Here is a 19,819-nt window from a genome sequence, read left to right on the forward strand (position 1 = left end):
TAAGATTCCTTGGCACCCAAATCTGGGCCGAAGGCATTCTCGGTATTCTGGGCGCGATTGTAGTTATCAGTGCTATCTTGGCGGCCTATTTGCAAAGTTGAAGCATTTCAATGGCCGACACTGTAGGCGAACTCATTAATCAGTATCGCAGCGATCCGCACTCGTCGTTCTCAAAGATCAGCTATGCAGTCCGAATTAAGCACGAACGTTTGCTGGCACGCATAGTCCGGGAACGTGGTCAGGTCTCGCTTCAAAAACTACGCGTCCGTGATTTGATTGTTTGGCACGAAGCGTGGCTGGGAAATGGCAAGATCGCGACAGCACATGCACTGATCACTCGCCTCCGCGTGGTGTTTCGCTTTGGTGCGGCCATTTTAGAAGATCAAGAGTGCAGGTGGCTTGTCAACGCACTCGGTGAAGTACGCTTTGAAAAGCCTTCACTTCGCAATCAGCAAATGTCGTCTGAGCAAGCGAAAGCAATCCGCGTGAAGGCGCACACTTGGTTCGGTTGGTACTCGATTGCTTTAGTGCAGGCATTGCAGTTTGAACTCGGATTGAGTCAAAGGGCAGTAATCGGGGAATGGGTGCCCATCAGTGAGCATTCTTCGCAATCCGACGTAAAACGGACAACGGATCGAAGAGAGGAGAAGTGGGTGTCCGGTCTCCGCTGGTCTGACCTCGATGAGAACTTCATTTTGCGTCCCACGTTCGGCAGGAGACGGCAGCAAATAGAGTTCGATCTAAGAACCAAGCGCATGATCATGGAAGAATTAGCGCTCTATTCCCAAACGCCAATCTCCAAATTGACTCGTTTGGACCTACCTATTTCAGGGCCGATGATTTGTAACGACACCAGCGGCTTGCCATTCTCCACTTCCGAGTTCCGACGAAAATGGAGAAAGGTTGCCGACCGTGCAGGGGTTCCTAAAAACATCACGAACAAAGATAGCAACAAGCTTGCGTCTCCAAAGCAATAGTTACGCGCCGGTCTCACCGCTCGTCGCCGCCAAGCACGTCGCCAGCCGGGTCGATCACAACCAATCGAGGCTTAAAGCTTTCGACTTCGGTTTTCAGCTTCCAGTACTGCGGCGTCCAGTTCAACTGTCCTTTGTCTGAACTGGCCAGGGTCGCATCCAGTCCAGCCATTGGAATCAATCTCACGCCTTCAAGATCGGCCAGTTCATAGCTCGCATGGGTGACGGTCGCGGCAAACCGCCGGTGTAGTTCGTGCTGCGCGACCGCGGCGGCGCTGGCTCTTCAGTCGACGTGAAGATGCGCGAGCCTCAGCCGCCTCGCTTGGCGACCTCCGCGCCGTACCGCGCTCTCGCGTCCTCCACGGCCTGGGCCTGTGCCGCCGCAAGATTCTCACGCACATCCTTGGCACGGCGCGCGGCATCGAGGGTTGCTTGGGCGTGGCCCTGGAATTGCGGCATCACCTCGCGCGCGATCAGCTCGTATGAGCGCTGCGTCGCGGCCCGATTGGCCCAGTTGTGCGCGAGCAGGAGATACGCGCCGAACCCGCCGTTCGACTGCTGCCACAGCCGCTCGATCTGCGCGGCGCAGGCGTCCGCCGTGCCGATGGCGCCGAGACCGGAGCCGTTGATGAACTCGATCATCTCGCTGACCGAGTTGCCGACCACAGCCATTTGCGGAAACGCTGCGACCTGCTGGAAGTAGCGGAACCAGTGCTCGATGCCGTACTCGACGTCGCGATACGCCTGCTCCTTGGTTTCTGCGATATGGCACAAACCGACGAGCCGCCACTTGCTGCGGTCCGCGGTCTTGCCGTGCGCCTTCGCTTCTGTCGTCAGCACGTCCCAGTGCAGCGCCAGCGCGTCGAAGCCGGCGGCGGTGGTGGCCCCGACCGAGAGCATGCCGGCACCATGCCGGCCGGCGAGCTTCGCGCCGGTCGGAGAGGCGACCGCCGCGACCGCCACGTCGAACAGCGGATTGGAGTAGGGGCGCAGATGCAGCCGCGCGTCGCGCAAATCCCAGCGATCGTTCTTGAACGTGACCGGCTCGTCGCTGGTGAGAAGCTTCGTGACGATGCCCATCCCGTCTTCCAGCAGCCCGCGGGTCTGGCTCTGCTGCAAGCCGATCATGATGCCGTCCGTCGGCAGCGAGCCCGGACCGAGACCGAGCATGGCACGCCCTTGAGTCAGATGGTCGAGCAGCACGATGCGTTCAGCCACCCACAGCGGATTGTGATAGGACACGCTGATGACGCCGGTGCCGAGCTTGATGTGACGGGTTCGCTCGGCGGCCGCGGCGATCATGATTTCGGGCGAGGCCGACAGCTCGGTTCCAGCCGAATGGTGCTCGCCGAGCCAGGCCTCATCATAGCCGCATCGGTCGAGCCACTGGATAAGCTCGAGATCGCCTCGCAGCGCGAGCGTCGGGTTGATGCCGGGTTTGTGAAAGGGCGCAAGAAAGATACCGAAGCGCAGGCGGTTCATGGACGATCCTCCGCGGTTTGTTATGTGATCTTTCTCGTTGGGATAGTTCTCCGCTTCTTTGACCGGAACAAGGCGGGTTTGCGCGCAGGCGTTTCGCGTATTCCTCGAAAAGACATCAGTCAGGTGAGGGCGCCTGCGCCACCGAAGCGGCACGGGTGGTTGGCAGGATGCAGTGAGCCACCACCCGGGCGCTTAGCTCGCCGCGTCCTTGATCGCGGTTTCGAAGGTCTTTGCGTCGAAGGCCGGCATACTCTGGACCCGCCCCAGACCCTGGGTCGCGTACCAGACGGAGAACGCGAGCATCGCTCCCTCATTCGGGGCATCGACGATGTCGACGAAATCGTAATAGCCCTGCGTGTAGTGGATCGACTCGACCTTGATGCCCAGCTTGTCGAGTTTTGCCTTGGCCTTGCCGATCCGCTCCGATTGCTTGCTTGCCCACTCCGGGCTCAGATTACCAAGCAGCACATATTTCATGGCTACCTCCACGTGATGTTGGTCATGATGCGCGAAGGACCACACGATTATACGCCTTCCGGCGATCTGTGCCCATGCCGTTCTGCGTAGCGGAACCGCAAGATACGGCTCCCCGGCCCCGCATTTTGTCCGACAAGCCCTACAGCCAGCGCCGTACCCGCGCGCGGTACCGGCGATAGACATCCCCGAACTTGCGCTCGAGATAGGCTTCCTCGCGGGTGATCACACCGTAGCGGATGACAAGCGCGAAGGGCACCAGCGCCATCAGCAGCCAGAGACTGTTGAAGGCAATGGCCAGGCCGATAAGCCCCAGCATCATGCCGAGGTAGATGGGATTGCGCGTGAAGCGGTAGGGGCCGACCTCCACGATGGTCGTGGACGGCAGGTTGGTCGGCACGTTCGAGCCGGCCCGGGTCATGGTCGTGATCGCCCACGCGACCAGCGCCAGCGCAAGGACAAACACTATCGCGCCGAGCCAGCCTGCAGAAACCACGGTCGGCAGGAACGGCAAGGGCATGAGCCAGTTGAGCACGAGCCCGGCAAGCACCGCGAGCGCCCACGCGATCGGCGGCCGGATAATGACATTCGCAGTGTCTGCCGTGTCAGCCATGGCGGGGCTTACGGGATCCTTGCCACAATTTCGGGCCGGTTTTTCTCGAGCCAGGCCACCGCCTCGGGTCCGTCGACGACGCACTCGAAGGTTTCCCAGGTTGGGTCCTCCAGGGATTCCGGTTTCAGCCGCTTCGCCGCATACTCAACGAGGTCATGCAAGCTCTCGTATCCTCGGCGGCGTTCGAGGGAATCTGCAATCGCTGTACTGGCCCATCCTCGTCGGGCCAGATCGAGAATGCTCGGAGCGTCAGCCTCGCTGAACCAGGGTGTGGCATCGAACTCGATGCAGCGGACATTATCGGCGGTATGACAAGTAGCGTGGATCATTGGATTCCTCCGCACTTCAGAGTTTCAGATCGCTGCCTAGCGCGCGTCCTCAGGCTTTGACCAAGTCCCCCAGCAGGTTCGCCGCCACCGTCAGCTTGGCGAGCGTCAAGCCGCTGGCAGCAATCTCCTCGACCGCGCGGCGGATGCGCGTCGCTTCGGGATGAGCCGCGAGCCAGGTCTCGACGGCCTGCTGGCCGGACTGTCCGGTTGCCAGCATATCCGCGGCCAGTCTTCTTTCGGCGCCAGCGATCTGCTCAACGGCGCGATCGATGGCCATACGTTCGAAATAATCGTTTGCCGGCACGCTGCGCGCGGCGGCGATAATGCGGTCGAGACGGAATTTGGCCTCGGCGGCGAAGAAGGTCGCCGCCGCATCGCCGATGGCGCGCGTGGTGCGCTCTGCAACCGTCACGATGTCAGGTGCCGCGACCAGAGTGTCGAGATCGGCGAGTTCGCCGGCGAGGCCGGCGGGGACACCGGCGTCGGTGAGTTCCTGCCGCCGCTTGCCGCGCGCAGCCTGCAAGTCCGGCGGCAGGGCAGTATCGAGCCCGGCAACGATCTGGCGGATAGCAGGGCCAAAGCGCGCGATGACGGCCTCCAGCCCGTCCTTGAAATCGACATTGCGCACGTACCAGACCATGCGGGAGAGCAGGAGGTCCTGCACAGAAGCGTAGAGGGACAGCTGCACCTGCCCGTCGATGCAGGTATCGAGTGCATCGATCGCGTCATTGAGCCACTTCAGTCCGTAGCATTCATCGACCGCCACATAGGCCATGACGATGGTCTTGATATCGGCGTCCGTTTCGTCGATCAGTCGCACGACACAGGCCGGGCCGCCGCGGTTGATCACCGCATTGGCGAGGCAGGTTGCGATGATCTCCCGCCGCAGGCGATGGAATTCGACCGCTGTCGGGAATTTGTCCTGAATTTCGCGCGGAAAATACTGGGATAGCTCGCGGGCGAGATAGGGATCATCGGGCACGCTGGTGGCGAGCAGGTCATCGTAGAGGGTCAGCTTGGCGTAGGCGAGCAACACGGCAAGCTCGGGCCGCGTCAGGAACTGGCCGCGCCGTGTGCGTTCGGTGAGCGCTGCGTCGTCGGGCAAGAACTCCACCGCGCGGCTGAGCAAGCCTCGCTGCTCGAGCGACTGCATCAGGCGGGTGAGGAAGCCGGTCTCGGCCACGCCCTTGCGCTCGACGAGCGAGAGGGCCAGCGTCTGCAGATAGTTGTTGCGCAGCACCAGCGTGCCGACCTCGTCGGTCATCGCGGCAAGCAGGCTGTTGCGGTCAGTGGGGCTGAGGCGTCCTTCGCGCTCGAGGCGCGCCATCGCGATCTTGATATTGACCTCGACGTCGGACGTGTTCACGCCGGCCGAATTGTCGATGGCGTCGGTGTTGAGCTTGACGCCCTTCTGCGCCGCTTCAATGCGGCCGCGCTGGGTGACGCCGAGATTGGCGCCTTCGCCGATCACCCGGGCGCGCACGTCGCCGCCCGAGACGCGGATCGGATCGTTGGCGCGGTCGCCGACCTGATCGTCGCTTTCCCCGGAGGAGCGGACATAGGTGCCGATGCCGCCAAACCACAAGAGGTCCGCGCGCGCCTTCAGGATCGCCGTCATCACCTCGAAAGGCGTGGCTTGTGGCTTGTCGAGATCGAGCAGGGTGCGCACTGCCGGAGCAAGCGGAATTGCCTTGAGCTGGCGCGAGAACACGCCGCCACCTTCCGTGATCAGCGACTTGTTGTAGTCCTGCCAGCTCGATCGCGGCAGGTCGAACAGGCGCTTGCGCTCGGCGAAGCTGATCGAAGGATCAGGCGAGGGATCGATGAAGATGTCGCGATGATCGAAAGCCGCCACAAGCCTTGTCGCCGGCGAGAGCAGCATGCCATTGCCGAAAACGTCGCCGGACATGTCGCCCACGCCGACCGCGGTGAACGGCATGGTCTGAATGTCGGTGCCGAGCTCGCGGAAGTGGCGCTTGACCGCCTCCCAGGCGCCGCGCGCCGTGATCCCCATCTTCTTGTGGTCGTAGCCCTGACTGCCGCCGGAAGCGAAGGCATCGCCGAGCCAATGGTTCTTCTCGGCCGAGATCGCGTTGGCGGTGTCGGAGAAGGTGGCGGTGCCCTTGTCGGCGGCGACGACGAGGTAGGGGTCGTCGCCGTCATGGCGCACGATGGATTCGGGCGGCACGACGATGTCGCCGTCGAGATTGTCGGTGATTTCGAGCAGCGAGCGAATGAAGATGCGATAGGCTTCGGTGCCTTCCGCGAGCCAGGCGTCGCGATTGGAAGGTGGCGGCAGGCGCTTGGGCACGAAGCCGCCCTTGGCGCCGACCGGCACGATCACGGCGTTCTTGACCTGCTGCGCCTTCACCAGGCCGAGGATCTCGGTGCGGAAATCCTGCGGCCGGTCGGACCAGCGCAAGCCACCGCGCGCAACCTTGCCGAAGCGCAGGTGAATACCTTCCACACGAGGTGAATAGACGAAGATCTCGTAGAGCGGTCGTGGAGCCGGCAGGTCGTCGATCCGGCGCGCGTCGAACTTGAAGGAGATCACCGGACGCGGATGTCCATCCTCGCCGATCTGCCACAGATTGGTGCGGATGGTTGCCTGCACCAGATTGGTGAAGCGGCGCAGGATGCGGTCTTCATCGAGCGAGGCCACGGATTTGAGCTGCTCCTCGATCTCGGCAAGCAGGGCCGTCTCGCGCGCCGAGCGCTCGGCATCCGTCAAGGCGAGGCGTGGATCGAGGCGGGTCTGGAATAGCGCGACGAGGCTGGCCGTGATCGCGGCGTTCTTGCGCAAGGTCTCCCACATATAGTCCTGGCTGAACGGAGCGCGGATCTGGTGCAGGTAGCGCGACAGCGCCCGGATGGCCGAGACTTCCCGCCAGCCCAGGGCGGTGCGCAGGATCAGGGCGTTATATCCATCGGATTCGGCGCGATCGCGGACCACCGCCATGATCGAGGCTTCCAGGCGATGGCTGAATTCCGGGCTGATCGCAATCGGCTGGCCGTCGCTGGTCTCGATCGTCATGTCGTGGAGCCAGACCGGCGCCGGCCTGGTGCCAGGCACGATTTGATAGGTGCGTTCGTTGACCACGCGCAGGCCATGATTCTCGATCACCGGTACGCGGTAGGATAACGACAGCGGTGCCGCGTCCGAGAACACCTTCAGGCCGAAGCGCCTGGGATCGTCCTCGCCCTCGAAGCGGTAAACCGAAATCGTCACCGGGCGGGCCGGCGTGAGCTTTTCGACGGTCGTGATATCGGCGATCGCCTGTTCCGTCGTGAAGATCTCGGTATAGCCGCCGCTAAAGGCCTGGGCGTATCGGTTGGTGAGCATGCGCGCCCGCATGCCATCGGTCGATGCCGTGAGCGCGGCCCTCAGCCTGTCGGCCCAGGTCGCGGCAATGGCGCTGATCCCGGCTTCAAGGGTGGCGCGTTCGACGACGGGAGTTTTGCCTTCATAGCGCCCGATGATGAAGTGGACGCGGGCAAGCGCCCCTTCAGGGAATGATACGTAGGATGCAGCCAAGGTCCCCTTGTAGGCCTGCGCCAGGAAGGCTCCGACGCGTGTGCGGACGTCAGTGTCGTATTTCTCACGCGGAATGAAGGTGAGGATGGAGACGAAGCGATCAAACTTGTCCACCCGCGCCAGCGCCCGGACGCGGGGGCGCTCGTAGAGGATCAGGATCTCTATGACGAAATTGTTGAGAGTGTCGATGTCGATCTGGAACAGTTCGTCACGCGGATATTCTTCGAGAATATGCATGAGCGCTTTGCCGGAATGGCCGCTCGGGTCGAAGCCCGCGCGCTGCAGCACGCCCGAAATCTTGTGGCGGACATAAGGGATCTGTCGTACCGAGCGGGTATAGGCGCCTGACGTGAAAAGGCCGACGACGCGCAATTCGCCCTCGAGCCGGCCGTCGGGCGTATAGAGCTTGATGCCCACATAATCCATCCGGATGCGGCGATGAACGCGGCTGGAGACATTGGCCTTGATGACGATCAGCAGGGCCGGCTCGCGCATGAAGTCGCGAATTTCCGGCGTCATCATCACCATTTCGCTGCCGCGGCGCAGGACCTTCACATCGGGATCGCGCAAGATGCCGAGGCCTTCGCCGGTCGTGATGTCGTCGGACGCATCGCGGTCGGGCGAGAAGCGATATTCGCGCACGCCCAGGAAGGTGAAATTGTCCGCGCAGAGCCATTGCAGGAACTGGTTGGCTTCGGCGACCTCGTCGATCGGCAGCGGCGGCGGATTGGAAGAGAAAGTCTTGATCGCTTCTTCGACGCGGTCGCGCATGGCGCGCCAGTCGGTGACGCAGGCGCGGACGTCGTTCAATGTCCTGGTGAGGCCGTCGATCAGCTTCTGGCGATCGGCATCGGCGTCCAGGCGGGCGATGTGGAGGTGAATAAGGCTTTCGCGCGTGCCCTTTGCTCCCTCGGGCAGTGTTTCGCCGTAGAAGCGCAGCAGCTTGCCCTGGTCATCGCGCTCCACGGCGTTGATCGGGTGAGCGACGAGGGTGACTTCGATGCCCTGTTCGGCCAGCTCCGCCATGGTGGAATCGAACAGGAAAGGCATGTTGTCGTTGAGAATTTCGAGCACGGAAATCTCGCGCCCGTTGGGCAACATCGGGTTGATGATTCGGATATCGGCTTTGCCTGCCGTGCGCCGCTGCACGTGTTCCCAGGCTTGCTCCGCCAGGAGGGCAAGCGAGGCGGCATCGTAATTGGCGAGGTCCTCAATATTGGTGTAGCCGAACAAAGGCTCGGCAAAGGCCCGGGGGCTCTTACCCGGCTGCACGTTGCCCGCTGCATCCCGGATCAGGGTTGCCCGGGCTTTGTCGTCACGCGCCATAATGTCCTCCATTTGCCGCGCCGTCCGACCGAAGCCGCGATCATCAGCTTGATTCTGGAGTGCATCGCTTCGAACGCCGCGATCGAGTGCGTACGCGAAATCCTCGGTTTCGAAGCTTCGACGGCTGCCGACGACAATACTACGATCCCAGACCGAAAGGGGCACGCTGTCGTGAGGCGTGCTGAAATTCCCTCCGGCCGCGCGTGAGGCCGATGTCGACGCCGACGACCGTCGAACCATTGTGGATGGAAAAATCACAAGCAATATCAATTGTATATGAGTTCGCGGTTTTTATTCTGAACGGCGCGCCATTTTCTGATCCGGCATCTGCCATCGCTCATAGTGCCAGCGCATCGGGCTCAAGCTTCACGAAGGTGAAGCGCGCCACTTCGCCGATCCATCGCTGGCATTCCGAGATCGCGGGCAACGGTAGGTCCGACGGAACAAGGACCCCGTGGTCGGACAGCAGCCTGTAAAGGGACGTGTCCGGAGCTGAATCGAGGATGCGCTCTCGAAGCTTAGGCCAGTGCACAGGTTCGCTGGACGCGGCGGCAAGCAGCGTCGCGATCGCAGCGGCAGCGTCTCCATTCGTCTCAAGCGTGGCCACGTCCATTTCCGGCAAGCTCGCGCGGAGCAGCAAGTAGGATCGAGCGAACCTTTAGAGCCGCCGAGGTGTCTCGCCAGCGATCCTCGCCGCGTTGACGAGGCCTTGAACCTCTGAGCTCTGGAGCGTAACCGATCTCAGGCTCGGAAGCGGTAGAACGGTCGCTTCGGCAATTGTGATACGGCCAGTGCCGGGCACTCTCCGCGTTGAGGGAGAAGCCCTTCGCGGACCAACTGCGGGGCACCGTTCGGGTCAAATGGACAGTCCACAAGTCAAACGACGACGCGGTTCTGACATTCACTCCCACCGCAGAACTTCGTGCGCTAGACCCGCGTAACCGTATCCCGTCTGATCTGACTGACGTTGAGGGCACCTGCCTGGCGCATGATCGTGATGAACTCATCGTCCAGAATCTGGAGAACGCGGTCCACGCCGGTTTCGCCAAATGAGGCAAGACCCCATACATAGGGCCGGCCAATGCCGACGGCCGCTGCACCGACGGCGAGTGCCTTCAGGACATCGGTACCGCGACGCACGCCGCCGTCAATGAGAACTGGAATGCGGCCGTTTACCGCGTCCACGATCTCAGCCAGAACACCAATAGTCGCCTGTCCGCTCTCCTCGGCACGCCCGCCATGATTGGAAACCAGAAGGCCGTCTACGCCGTGACGCAGTGCCTCCTTGGCGTCTTCGCCGGTCACAATGCCTTTCAGCAAGAGCTTGCCTTTGACAATCTTGCGCAGCCGATCGACGAAGCCCCACGTCATGCCGGTGCCGTAAAGGTTCGTCACCTTTGAAACGTCGATGCCGGCGAAATTGGCCTTGCGGCTGACCTCATTTGCAAAGCCCGGCGTGTGACAGCCCGAACAGTCGCGCTGATCCTGACGCCGCATACGGAACAGATCCTCAGTGTTGCGGCCGCCCTGCCGATCGACGGTCAGAACTATTGCCGGACAACCAACAGCTTCGGCGCAGCTCACCAGTGTTTGCGTTACGGTCCAATCGTCTGTCGGATAAAGTTGGAACCAGACTGGCGAGCCGTGCGCCTTGCCCACATCGACGATGTTCGCGTTATCGACTGTTGAGAGGATCATCTGGTGTCCGCGCTTGCCGGCAGCGCGCGCCGCGGTGACCCCCGCCTCCGGATCGTAGGCGCCAAGACTGCTGACTGGACAGAGAAAAATAGGGCTACGCCAAGTTTCTCCGAAAATTTTCACGCTAGTATCTGCCTTGCGTGTGTCGATCAGCCGTTTCGCGCGAATCTTGTAACTGGCGTATGCGGTATGGTTGATATCGCGTGTTACGTCGCCGTCCACTCCGCTTTCCAGATAGCCCCAATGTGCCGGTGCGTCCTGGGCCAGCACAGCTTTCTTTGCCGCTGGCTCGAACTCGAACACATTCAGTGCATCCCCCGGTGCAGTGATGATCCCGTCTGGACCAAGTGCCCGGCTCGAGCCGCGCAGCACATCATAGCTTTGCGCCAGCGCGCGATCCGACCCGGAAACTAGAACCGATGCAATAGCGGTGGTGACCGTCGGAGTCGCGACAAGCGGGCTGGCTGCCAGAAAATTCAGGAATTTGCGACGTGCGATCATTCCGCGTTCCGAAATCTTGGGCGGATTAGGGGGCGTCGGCTCTTCCATGGAGGTCCTCCGTGATCAATGTAGTTCAAGACAGCGACCCGGCTAGGCCGATCGTGACAAGGACGAAGTGTAGGTCAAAGCGAAACGGATACAGATTGCGACATCGGATGGCGCGGTATGTTTGCAAGGGGTTTCTCTCACGTTCCCTTCCTAGCCTGGTCATCCGTTTCCGTCGTCAACGATTGATACCAAGACCGCCTCCTCAATGCTCGTCCTGACGAGACCATCTAGCAAGGCCGCGCAATCGCGACTATCTACCCGGTGAGCGTGGAAACCCTATCCGTTCGTATAGTGGCGGATCGTCAATGTGCTGCCAGAAATTCCGGCGTAGCAAGCAAATAGGGGTGATGGGCGTGGCTGTCAGCAAATGATCGCTAACGATGCGGCGTCTGACACCGTCGCCTTTCGTTCGTCGTAGCTGCACCCTTCCTGGCAGGGATCAAGATTCCTTTGTCGAGATTGACGAAATCGCGCCGCACGACTGTAATGCGACGGCCAAAACGTCGATAGCTCAGCTTGGTTGATGCGAGCCACCGAGACTTTCCCGTGCCTCGGCCTAGGCTGGCGCTTTAGTATCGGCGTTCAAGGGGATGCCGTTGATGTGCTTAAGTTATCGCGCACCAAAAGTACCTGAGCGCGCTGAACCACTCCATGGGCCAAACCGCCGCTAGAGCGGTGGGCAGGATTATCCGTCTAGGCATCGATTGCATCTCATGGATTTCCATGAGATGCGGCGGGCAAATGCCGCGGCTAGGGTAGCGTGTGTTCGCCCGCCCCGATATCGATGGCAGTGCAAAACGAAGCACTAAGTCCTCTGACTGTCGAAGCGCCGGAGGCATAGCTGCTGCTCGATATTGAGCAGAGCGCAGATGTGCGTCCACACATGCCGAATCGTAATAGTCTCCTTACCCGCACCGCCAAATTCCGGTAGATGCACTTTGACGGGATCATCGAGATCGACGAGGCCCTCTTGCCAAATGCGAGCAAAATGGATCGACGTGGCGATTTTCGAACACTAACGCCAAGCGCGTAGTCGTGAAAATCTCGCGTGGCCGGTCGCGTGACTTGAGCATCCCCTGAGGCTATTCCATATGAAGTCCTGGGAACGGTGTTTGGAAACTTGATGTCGGAAGAAAATGCGGATGTCGTGGTGCTCGGCGCGGGCATTGTCGGCGTATCAACAGCCTATGCCGCGCGGCAGCGCGGGATGTCGGTCGTCCTCGTCGACCGGCTCGAGCCGGGCAGCGAGACCTCTTATGGCAATGCCGGCATTATCAGCAGCGGCTCGATATCGCCGCTCAACAATCCGTCGCTGTGGAAGGCGCTGCCGAAATACCTGACCAACCGCCACGCCGCCTTGCGCTGGAATCCTCTCTGGGCGGTCCAGAACGCGGGATGGGTCGCGCGCTTTCTGGCCGATTCGGCTGCGTCGCGTTTCAGGCCGCGGGCAAGCGCCCTGCACGGATTGATCGGCGCATCGGCAAAACTGCACCGGGAATGGATCGTGAAAGCGGAGGCGGGGCATCGCATCCGTGAAACCGGCTGGCTGAGGGCGTGGCGGAGCGATGCGGTTGCATCAGCGAAGGACGAGCAGGCCCTGCTGGCCGAATACGGCATCGCCAGCGAATTGCTAGACCGCCAGGCCATCTCCGCGCTCGAGCCCGGCATCGTGCCTGTCTATAAAGTGGGCCTGCTGCATACGGAGACCGCCTCGGTCGACTCGCCGGGCGCGGTGGTCAAGGCCTATGCACGGATGTTCGCTCGTGCCGGTGGCGATGTCAGGCAGGCGGACGTCAAGGCGATCGTGCCCAACGGCGATCGCTGGCGCGTGGTGCTGGCCGATGGCGAGATTTCGGCGCGCCATGTCGTGGTCGCGCTGGGACCATGGTCCGCCGATATCTTGCGGCCGCTCGGCTACCGCGTTCCGCTCGCCTCCGAACGCGGCTACCATCGCGAATTCAAACCGAACCCGGCACGTCCGTTGCAGCGTCCGATCTATGACATCGACGGCAGTTTCATCATGACCCCGATGGAGCAGGGCATCCGTGTCACCTCAGGCGTCGAACTCACCGGCCGCGATGCGCCGTCCTCGTTCGCCCAACTCGATCAGGTCGTTCCGCTGGCGCGTGGCGTGGTCGAATTCGGCGATGCCGTCGGCGATATCTGGCGCGGGGCGCGGCCGACGCTGCCTGACAGTTTGCCGATGATAGGTGCGGCGCCCCGGCATGCCGGGCTTTGGCTTGCTTTCGGCAACCAGCACATCGGCTTCACGACAGGTCCCGCGACCGGCGCCGCCATTGCCGCCATGATCGACGGTGTGCCGCCGCCTTTCGACGTCGCGCCGTTCGCGCCGGGTCGCTACATTTCATGATCTGCGCACCGCAACAGGGATGCTGCGGTAGGCTGGAGCTTGTCGGCTTCGATCGCTGGAAAAATGGGCGTCGAGCCTTGCAAAGGTCAGGCAGGAGGACGCCGAAACCATGCGGCGTCTTGAGCTTCGGACTCCATCCCCAATTTGGTCCGGGAATGGCCCAAATTCTTAATCAAGGAGGGTCGGGAGATTACATTCTGCGTTGGCACGCACATTGCAATCATCGCAATCGGGGTTGTCGCGGTGGGTAATCGTCGCAATCGCCAACTCTCTCTTGCATGGGACAATAGTTTGGTGACACCGTTGCGCTCGCTTCGTCGACCCGAAAATGCGCCTCCGTGCGGGTCGGCGCTGGAGCTTTGTAGATGTTGCGTCTGATTGCCCGGCGTCTTGCCATCGGTGTGCTGGTCGCGCTCACCGTGATGACGCTCGCATTCCTGCTGACGCGGCTGTCTGGCGACCTCGCCATTTCGATCGCCGGCCCGTCGGCGACGCAAGCCGACGTCGAAATCGTGCGCAAGGCCTATGGCCTCGATCGCCCGCTCTACGTCCAGTTCTTCGCCTGGACCGGCCGCGCCATGGTCGGCGATTTCGGCCAGAGCTATTTCTTCAAGGACAGCGTGGCGAACCTGATCCAGAAGCGCCTGCCGATCACGCTCACGCTCGGCCTCGTTGGCCTGAGCCTTGCGTTGGTCATCTCGATTCCACTCGGCATCCTGGCGGCGCTGCGCGAAAACACCTGGATCGATCGCAGCGTCACCCTGTTCACGATGGTCGGGCAGGCGGTGCCGAGCTTCTGGCTGGCGCTGATCCTGATGATCGTGCTCGGCCTGCAGCTCGGAGTGCTGCCGATCTCGGGCACCGGCACCTGGCAGCATTTTGTGATGCCGGGCATCGTGCTCGCCTTCACGGCGATCCCGGCGCTGACGCGGCTGACGCGCTCGGGGATGATCGAGGCGATGGCGTCGGATTATATCCGCACCGCGCGCGCCAAAGGCCTGTCGCGGGCGCGCATCATCTTCAAGCACGCGCTGCGCAACGCCGCCATTCCGGTCGTGTCGATTGCCGCGGTCCAGCTCGGCTTCATGCTGGGCGGCTCGATCGTGATCGAGACGGTGTTCGCGCTGCATGGCGTTGGCTATCTCGGCTGGGAGAGCATCGCCAAGAATGATTTCCCCGTCGTGCAGGCGGTGGTGCTGGTGCTCGCCGTGTTCTATATCGGCCTCACGCTGCTGGCCGACATCCTCAATGCACTGCTCGATCCGAGGCTGCGGACGGGATGAGCGAGCCGATTGCCATTCAGGCGCCCCAGCCTTCGAGCACAGGTAGCTCGCGCATCGGCACCGCCGGCTTTGCGATCGGGATCGCCATCGTCGCGCTGGTCGCGGTGGCTGCGGTCATCGGCAACGCGCTGGTGCCGCAGGATCCGTTCACTCAGGATCTCGGCAACCGTCTCAAGCCGCCGTTCTGGATGGAGGGCACCCAGGCAGGGCACCTGCTCGGCACCGACCAGCTCGGGCGGGACTATCTGGCGCGGCTGGTCTATGGCGCGCGCATTTCGCTTTTGATCGGCATCATGACGGTGATCACGTCGGGCCTGATCGGCATCACGCTCGGCGTGCTTGGCGGCTTCTTCGGCGGCCGCGTCGACGATGTCGTGCTGTTCGCCATCACGACGCGGTTGTCGATTCCGGTCGTGCTGGTCGCGCTCGCGGTCGTTGGGCTGATGGGATCGGGCCTCGGACTCGTCGTGGCGACCCTTGGGCTATTGTTGTGGGACCGCTTCGCGGTGGTGGCGCGCGCCACCACCATGCAGGTCCGCAACCATGATTATGTCAGCGCCGCCTGGTGCGCCGGCGCCTCGACGTCGCATATCCTCATCCGGGAGATCCTGCCGAACATCGCCAGCCATCTCGCCGTGGTGGCAACGCTGGAGATGGCGCTGGCGATCCTGCTCGAAGCCGCGTTGTCGTTCCTCGGCCTCGGCGTGCCGCCGCCGCTGCCGTCCTGGGGGCTGATGATCGCCGAGGGCAAGGATTACATGTTCTTTTCGCCCTGGGTGATCATGATCCCCGGCGTCGCGCTGGCCGTTTTGGTACTCGGCATCAATCTGGTCGGCGACGGACTGCGTAATCTCCTCGGCGCGGAGCGGCTGCGATGAGCGCGCTGTTGGAGGTCGAGGAGCTTCAGGTGACGTTCGGCGGCCGCACCGCGGCGGTGCGCGGCGCCTCGTTCCGGGTCGAGAAGGGCGAAACCCATTGCCTGGTCGGCGAATCCGGGTGCGGCAAGTCGGTCACCGCACTGGCGGTGATGAGCCTGCTCGCGCGCGGCGGCCACCGTTCGGCAAAACGTATGAGCTTTGCCGGCACCGACCTTACATCGCTGTCGGACCGCGAAATGGCGCGGCTGCGCGGCAATCGCATGGCGATGATCTTCCAGGAGCCGATGACCAGCCTCAACCCGGCGTTTACGATCGGCTCGCAGATGGCCGAGGTGCTGACGCGCCACAAGGGCGGCTCGCGGGCTGCGGCGCTGGACCGCGCTGCCGAACTGATGGGCCGCGTCGGCATCACCGCGCCGGGGATGCGGCTCGGCCAGTTTCCGCACCAGCTCTCGGGCGGCCTGCGCCAGCGCGTGATGATCGCGATGGCGCTGATGTGCGATCCTGAATTACTGATCGCCGACGAGCCGACCACCGCGCTCGACGTTACCGTGCAGGCGCAGATCCTGCGGCTGCTCGCCAACCTCAAGCGCGAGTTCGGCCTCTCGATTTTGCTGATTACCCACGACCTCGGCATCGTCGCGCGCGTCGCCGACCATGTGTCTGTCATGTATGCCGGCGAGGTAGTGGAGCGTGCGCCGACCGCAGCATTGTTCCGCGCGCCGCAACACCCCTACACGCGTGGCCTATTGTCCTGCGTGCCGGTGCCGGGCCGCGTGCAGCGCGACAAGCCACTCGGCTCGATTCCCGGCGTGGTGCCGGCGATCGGGGCGGGCTTTGCCGGCTGCGCCTTTCGCTCGCGCTGCGCCCACGCCGACGAGACCTGCGCGCGCGCGATTCCGCGGCGAGAGGCGGGCGACGCGCACGACTATCTTTGCCGGCTCGAGCCGGACTGGGCGGAGTTGCAACCCGCATGACCGCCGCGATCGAGGTTGAGAACCTGCGGTGTGAGTTCCGCGTCCGCACCGGGTTGATGTCGGCGGAAAAGCGCGTGGTCGCGGTCGACGATGTGACCTTCAGCGTACCGGCTGGCAGCGTGCTCGGCGTCGTCGGCGAGTCCGGATGCGGCAAATCCACGCTCGCGCGCATGGTCCTCGGATTGCTCAAGCCGACGGCAGGGACCGTGCTGGTCGACGGCAGGCGCCTGTTCGACCTCGACCGGAAGGCGCGCGCCCGGCTGATCCAGCCCGTGTTCCAGGATCCGTTCGCCTCGCTCAATCCGCGACGTCGCATCAAGGACATCGTGGCGCTACCGCTGGAAGCCCAGGGTACATTCTCGCGCGGCGAGATCGAGCGCCGGGTCGCAGGCATTCTCGAGCGCGTTGGCCTCTCGGCCGCCATGGGCGAGCGCATGCCGGCGCAATTGTCCGGCGGGCAGCGCCAGCGCGCGGCGATTGCGCGGGCATTGGTGCTCGAGCCCAGGATCGTGATCTGCGACGAGCCGACCAGCGCGCTCGACGTCTCGGTGCAGGCGCAAATTCTCAACCTCCTTGCCGATTTGCGCCGCGATCTTGGGCTGACCTATCTCTTCATCAGCCACAACCTTGCCGTCGTGGAACACGTGGCGAGCGAAGTCGCGGTGATGTATCTCGGCCGGATCGTCGAGCGCAACGAAACCGATGCGCTGTTTCGCAGTCCCCGGCATCCCTACACGAAGGCGCTTCTGGAAAGCGTGCTGACGCCGGAGCCGGGCAAGGGCGTGCCGGACATCGGCCTCGGCGACGCCATGCCGGATCCGGCCAATATTCCGCCGGGCTGCCGGTTCATCCGCGCTGCCGCATCGCGGTCGAACGCTGCCGCCATGAGGCACCAACGCGCATGGTCCGGCCTCCCCAGGGAATGGTAGAGTGTCATCTGGCATAAGGCGTGCTTCACGCCACTTCGCAAAACACAGATAATGGAGGGCGATATGGGTATGCAAAACAAGCTCGGTGCGGCCATTCTGGCGGCGGTTGTGCTCGGCGCCGGTGCGATGCCCGCGACAGCTCAGAAATCTGCCGACACGCTGCGGATCGTGATGCGCGATGCGCTTCCCAACATCGATCCCTTTTTCAACAATCTGCGCACCGGCGTGGTGATGCACCATCAGGGCTGGGACGCACTGGTCTACCGCAATCCCGACACCTTCAAGCTGGAGCCGCTGCTCGCCACCGAGTGGAAGTTTCCGGATCCGACCACGATCGAGTTCACGTTGCGGCCCGGCGTCAAGTTCCACGACGGTAGCGCGTTCACGGCCGATGACGTGGTCTACACGATCAACCTCGTGGCCGATCCAGCGAGCCGCGTGTCGACGCCGGCGAACTACAACTGGATCGACAAGGCAGAGAAGACTGGCGAGATGTCGGTGCGGGTCAAGCTCAAGCGGCCGAACCCCGCGGCGCTGGAATATTTCGCGCTGGTTCTCCCGATCTATCCCAAGGCCTATCGCGAGAAGGTCGGTGCGGAAGGCTACGCCAAGGCGCCTGTCGGCGCGGGTCCGTACAAGATCACCAAGGTCGAGCCCGGCGTCTCCATCGATTTCGAGCGGTTTGACGATTACTGGGCCGGCAGCCCCAAGGGCAAGCCCGCGATCAAGAAGATGAGCGTGCGCTTCGTGCCGGATGCCAGCACCGAGATGACGGAATTGCTCGCCGGCCGCGCCGACTGGATCTGGAACATGAACCCCGACCAGCTTGAGCCCGTGAACCGGATGCCGCATCTGCAGGCGGTGCGCAAGGAATCGATGCGGATCGGCTATCTCTCGCTCGACGCCGCCGGCCGCACCGGTGCCGACAACCCCCTGACCAAGCAGAAGGTACGTCAGGCGATCTGGCACGCGATCGACCGCAAGGCGATCGCCGACAAGCTCGTCACCGGCGGCAGCCGCGTTCCGGGTGCGCCGTGTTTCCCGTCGCAGTTCGGCTGCGATGCCGAGGCCGCAACGGCCTACGACTACGATCCAGCGAAGGCAAAGAAGCTTCTCGCCGAGGCCGGCTATCCCGACGGTTTTGATGTGGAGCTAGCAAGCTACGTGCTGCCGCAATGGGGTTCCTCGGTCCAGAACTACCTGCATGCGGTCGGCATCCGCGCCAAGCTCAATCAGCTCCAGACGGCGGCGCTGATCCAGCGCGCCAAGGCGGGTGAGTTGCGCGCCTATCTCGGAAGCTGGGGCAGCTATTCGATCAACGACGTCTCGGCCATCATGCCCAATTTCTTCGATGGCGGCGCCGACGACTATGCGCGCGATCCGGACGTGCAGAAATCGCTGCTCCAGGGCGGATCATCCATCAATCCGGAAGTCCGCAAGGAGGCCTATTCGTCGGCGATCAAGAAGATTACCGAGCAGGCCTACTGGGCGCCGCTGCATACCTATGTGACGACCTACGGACACTCCAAGCAGCTCGACTTCACGCCATATCCGGACGAGCTGCCGCGCTTCTATCTGGCGAAGTGGAAGTAAAGGCGGATATGGCTCGCGGGCTTGATCGGCTTTGGCGAGCCTCGTGCGCGCACCGGGCTTCGGACCGGTGCGATGCTCTTAAGCCATGACCGGTCGCGTAGCTGTTTCATTCTGAGCCAACGTTTCCCGGAAAAACACAACGCCGCACCAGCGGAGTATAATCGCTGGGCGGCGTTGGTAATTTACTGGGCCCTCAAATCCCCAGCACCGATATGTCAGCAAGACGCGTGCCGGGTTCGATCACGATCGGTTAAACTGCCGGAGCCGAGGGATGATTCATTCCCGCCCTCGTCTTCACCGCCGAGGACGCAGTGAATTCTTCGACGAAGTCGCGGATGTGTTCGGGAACGCGGTTACCGGCTATGTCGTAACGGCTCTGGATCTCCCAGGCAACCTGCTCGGAAATATCCTCCGACCAGTGCTCAAGGGTGTTGAACGCGATGACCCGGTGCGGATCGTTGGCAACCCCCGACATCAAATCGTCGATCACGGATTCAAGGTCTGGCCTTTCGATTTCCTGAAAGTCGTCCGGGCCTGCCAAACGATCGACAATCACGTAGGCGGTCTGATCTGCGCCATAAGGGACGAACCCCGGCATCCATTTTGATTTGCTCATCAATGCCACTCCGGTCGAGCGCCCGCCCACGGATTATCGGAAATCGGCAAACTTTGCGCCGGGACGGCTAAAGCGTCTCGTTGATGAACTCAATTCCGGGCTACCGGTTCCATTGGAGTAAAATGCCTTGTGCCGACGAATGGGAGCCGAGGTCTGTCTATCACCCGACACTGTTGTGTTCTGACAACCTTT

The 19,819-nt window shown here is 62.5% G+C and carries 16 protein-coding genes and 1 pseudogene; 7 read left to right on the forward strand and 10 right to left on the reverse strand.

What is annotated here, in order from left to right; genetic code table 11:
* Positions 1-110: 110 nt before the first annotated feature.
* On the forward strand, positions 111-977 hold the full coding sequence (locus IVB22_RS09360) for a hypothetical protein (RefSeq protein WP_247517044.1): 867 nt from the start codon (positions 111-113) through the stop codon (positions 975-977).
* A gap of 13 nt (positions 978-990) precedes the next feature.
* Here the strand turns inward: IVB22_RS09360 and IVB22_RS09365 are convergent.
* From IVB22_RS09365 to IVB22_RS41875, 9 genes and pseudogenes are all read right to left on the reverse strand, one after another.
* Positions 991-1,224 (reverse strand): annotated as a pseudogene (locus IVB22_RS09365) (AAA family ATPase); the annotation flags it as partial.
* 59 nt (positions 1,225-1,283) lie between these two features.
* Entirely contained in the window at positions 1,284-2,456 is a 1,173-nt protein-coding gene (locus tag IVB22_RS09370) for an LLM class flavin-dependent oxidoreductase (protein ID WP_247517045.1), read from the reverse strand.
* A gap of 192 nt (positions 2,457-2,648) precedes the next feature.
* Positions 2,649-2,933, reverse strand: coding sequence for a GYD domain-containing protein (locus IVB22_RS09375; RefSeq protein ID WP_247517046.1), 285 nt, complete (start codon positions 2,931-2,933; stop codon positions 2,649-2,651).
* 139 nt (positions 2,934-3,072) lie between these two features.
* Positions 3,073-3,543 carry an isoprenylcysteine carboxylmethyltransferase family protein gene (locus tag IVB22_RS09380; protein WP_247517047.1) on the reverse strand — a complete coding sequence of 157 codons (471 nt, stop codon included), beginning with the start codon at positions 3,541-3,543 and terminating at the stop codon, positions 3,073-3,075.
* 8 nt (positions 3,544-3,551) lie between these two features.
* Entirely contained in the window at positions 3,552-3,872 is a 321-nt protein-coding gene (locus IVB22_RS09385; RefSeq protein WP_247517048.1) for a hypothetical protein, read from the reverse strand.
* A 49-nt stretch (positions 3,873-3,921) separates the two neighbouring features.
* The gene (locus tag IVB22_RS09390) at positions 3,922-8,745 is read right to left on the reverse strand and encodes an NAD-glutamate dehydrogenase (protein ID WP_247517049.1); all 4,824 of its coding nucleotides are present in this window, start codon (positions 8,743-8,745) and stop codon (positions 3,922-3,924) included.
* Between the two features lie 325 nt (positions 8,746-9,070).
* Entirely contained in the window at positions 9,071-9,340 is a 270-nt protein-coding gene (locus IVB22_RS09395; RefSeq protein ID WP_247517050.1) for a hypothetical protein, read from the reverse strand.
* A 320-nt stretch (positions 9,341-9,660) separates the two neighbouring features.
* The gene (locus IVB22_RS09400) at positions 9,661-10,980 is read right to left on the reverse strand and encodes an alpha-hydroxy acid oxidase (protein WP_247517051.1); all 1,320 of its coding nucleotides are present in this window, start codon (positions 10,978-10,980) and stop codon (positions 9,661-9,663) included.
* 805 nt (positions 10,981-11,785) lie between these two features.
* Positions 11,786-11,986, reverse strand: a complete 201-nt coding sequence (locus tag IVB22_RS41875; protein WP_374207518.1) for a serine hydrolase domain-containing protein — start codon at positions 11,984-11,986, stop codon at positions 11,786-11,788.
* Positions 11,987-12,103: 117 nt separating this feature from the next.
* Between IVB22_RS41875 and IVB22_RS09405 the strand changes: the two genes are divergently transcribed.
* From IVB22_RS09405 to IVB22_RS09430, 6 genes are all read left to right on the forward strand, one after another.
* Positions 12,104-13,351 (forward strand): FAD-binding oxidoreductase, encoded by a 1,248-nt coding sequence (locus IVB22_RS09405; RefSeq protein ID WP_247517052.1) that lies wholly within the window; start codon positions 12,104-12,106, stop codon positions 13,349-13,351.
* Between the two features lie 365 nt (positions 13,352-13,716).
* Positions 13,717-14,634 (forward strand): ABC transporter permease, encoded by a 918-nt coding sequence (locus IVB22_RS09410; RefSeq protein ID WP_247517053.1) that lies wholly within the window; start codon positions 13,717-13,719, stop codon positions 14,632-14,634.
* Positions 14,631-15,512, forward strand: a complete 882-nt coding sequence (locus IVB22_RS09415) for an ABC transporter permease (protein WP_247517054.1) — start codon at positions 14,631-14,633, stop codon at positions 15,510-15,512. The genes IVB22_RS09410 and IVB22_RS09415 overlap by 4 nt, the downstream gene beginning before the upstream one ends.
* Entirely contained in the window at positions 15,509-16,489 is a 981-nt protein-coding gene (locus IVB22_RS09420) for an ABC transporter ATP-binding protein (protein ID WP_247517055.1), read from the forward strand. Before IVB22_RS09415 ends, IVB22_RS09420 begins: the two co-directional genes overlap by 4 nt.
* Positions 16,486-17,418 carry an oligopeptide/dipeptide ABC transporter ATP-binding protein gene (locus IVB22_RS09425; RefSeq protein ID WP_247517056.1) on the forward strand — a complete coding sequence of 311 codons (933 nt, stop codon included), beginning with the start codon at positions 16,486-16,488 and terminating at the stop codon, positions 17,416-17,418. The genes IVB22_RS09420 and IVB22_RS09425 overlap by 4 nt, the downstream gene beginning before the upstream one ends.
* A gap of 63 nt (positions 17,419-17,481) precedes the next feature.
* Complete coding sequence (locus IVB22_RS09430; protein WP_247517057.1) at positions 17,482-19,011, forward strand: ABC transporter substrate-binding protein; 1,530 nt, start codon at positions 17,482-17,484, stop codon at positions 19,009-19,011.
* 250 nt (positions 19,012-19,261) lie between these two features.
* Here the strand turns inward: IVB22_RS09430 and IVB22_RS09435 are convergent, their stop codons facing one another.
* Positions 19,262-19,627, reverse strand: coding sequence for a hypothetical protein (locus IVB22_RS09435; protein ID WP_247517058.1), 366 nt, complete (start codon positions 19,625-19,627; stop codon positions 19,262-19,264).
* Positions 19,628-19,819: the final 192 nt, after the last annotated feature.

This window comes from Bradyrhizobium sp. 190, assembly GCF_023073415.1.
Classification (GTDB): Bacteria; Pseudomonadota; Alphaproteobacteria; order Rhizobiales; family Xanthobacteraceae; genus Bradyrhizobium.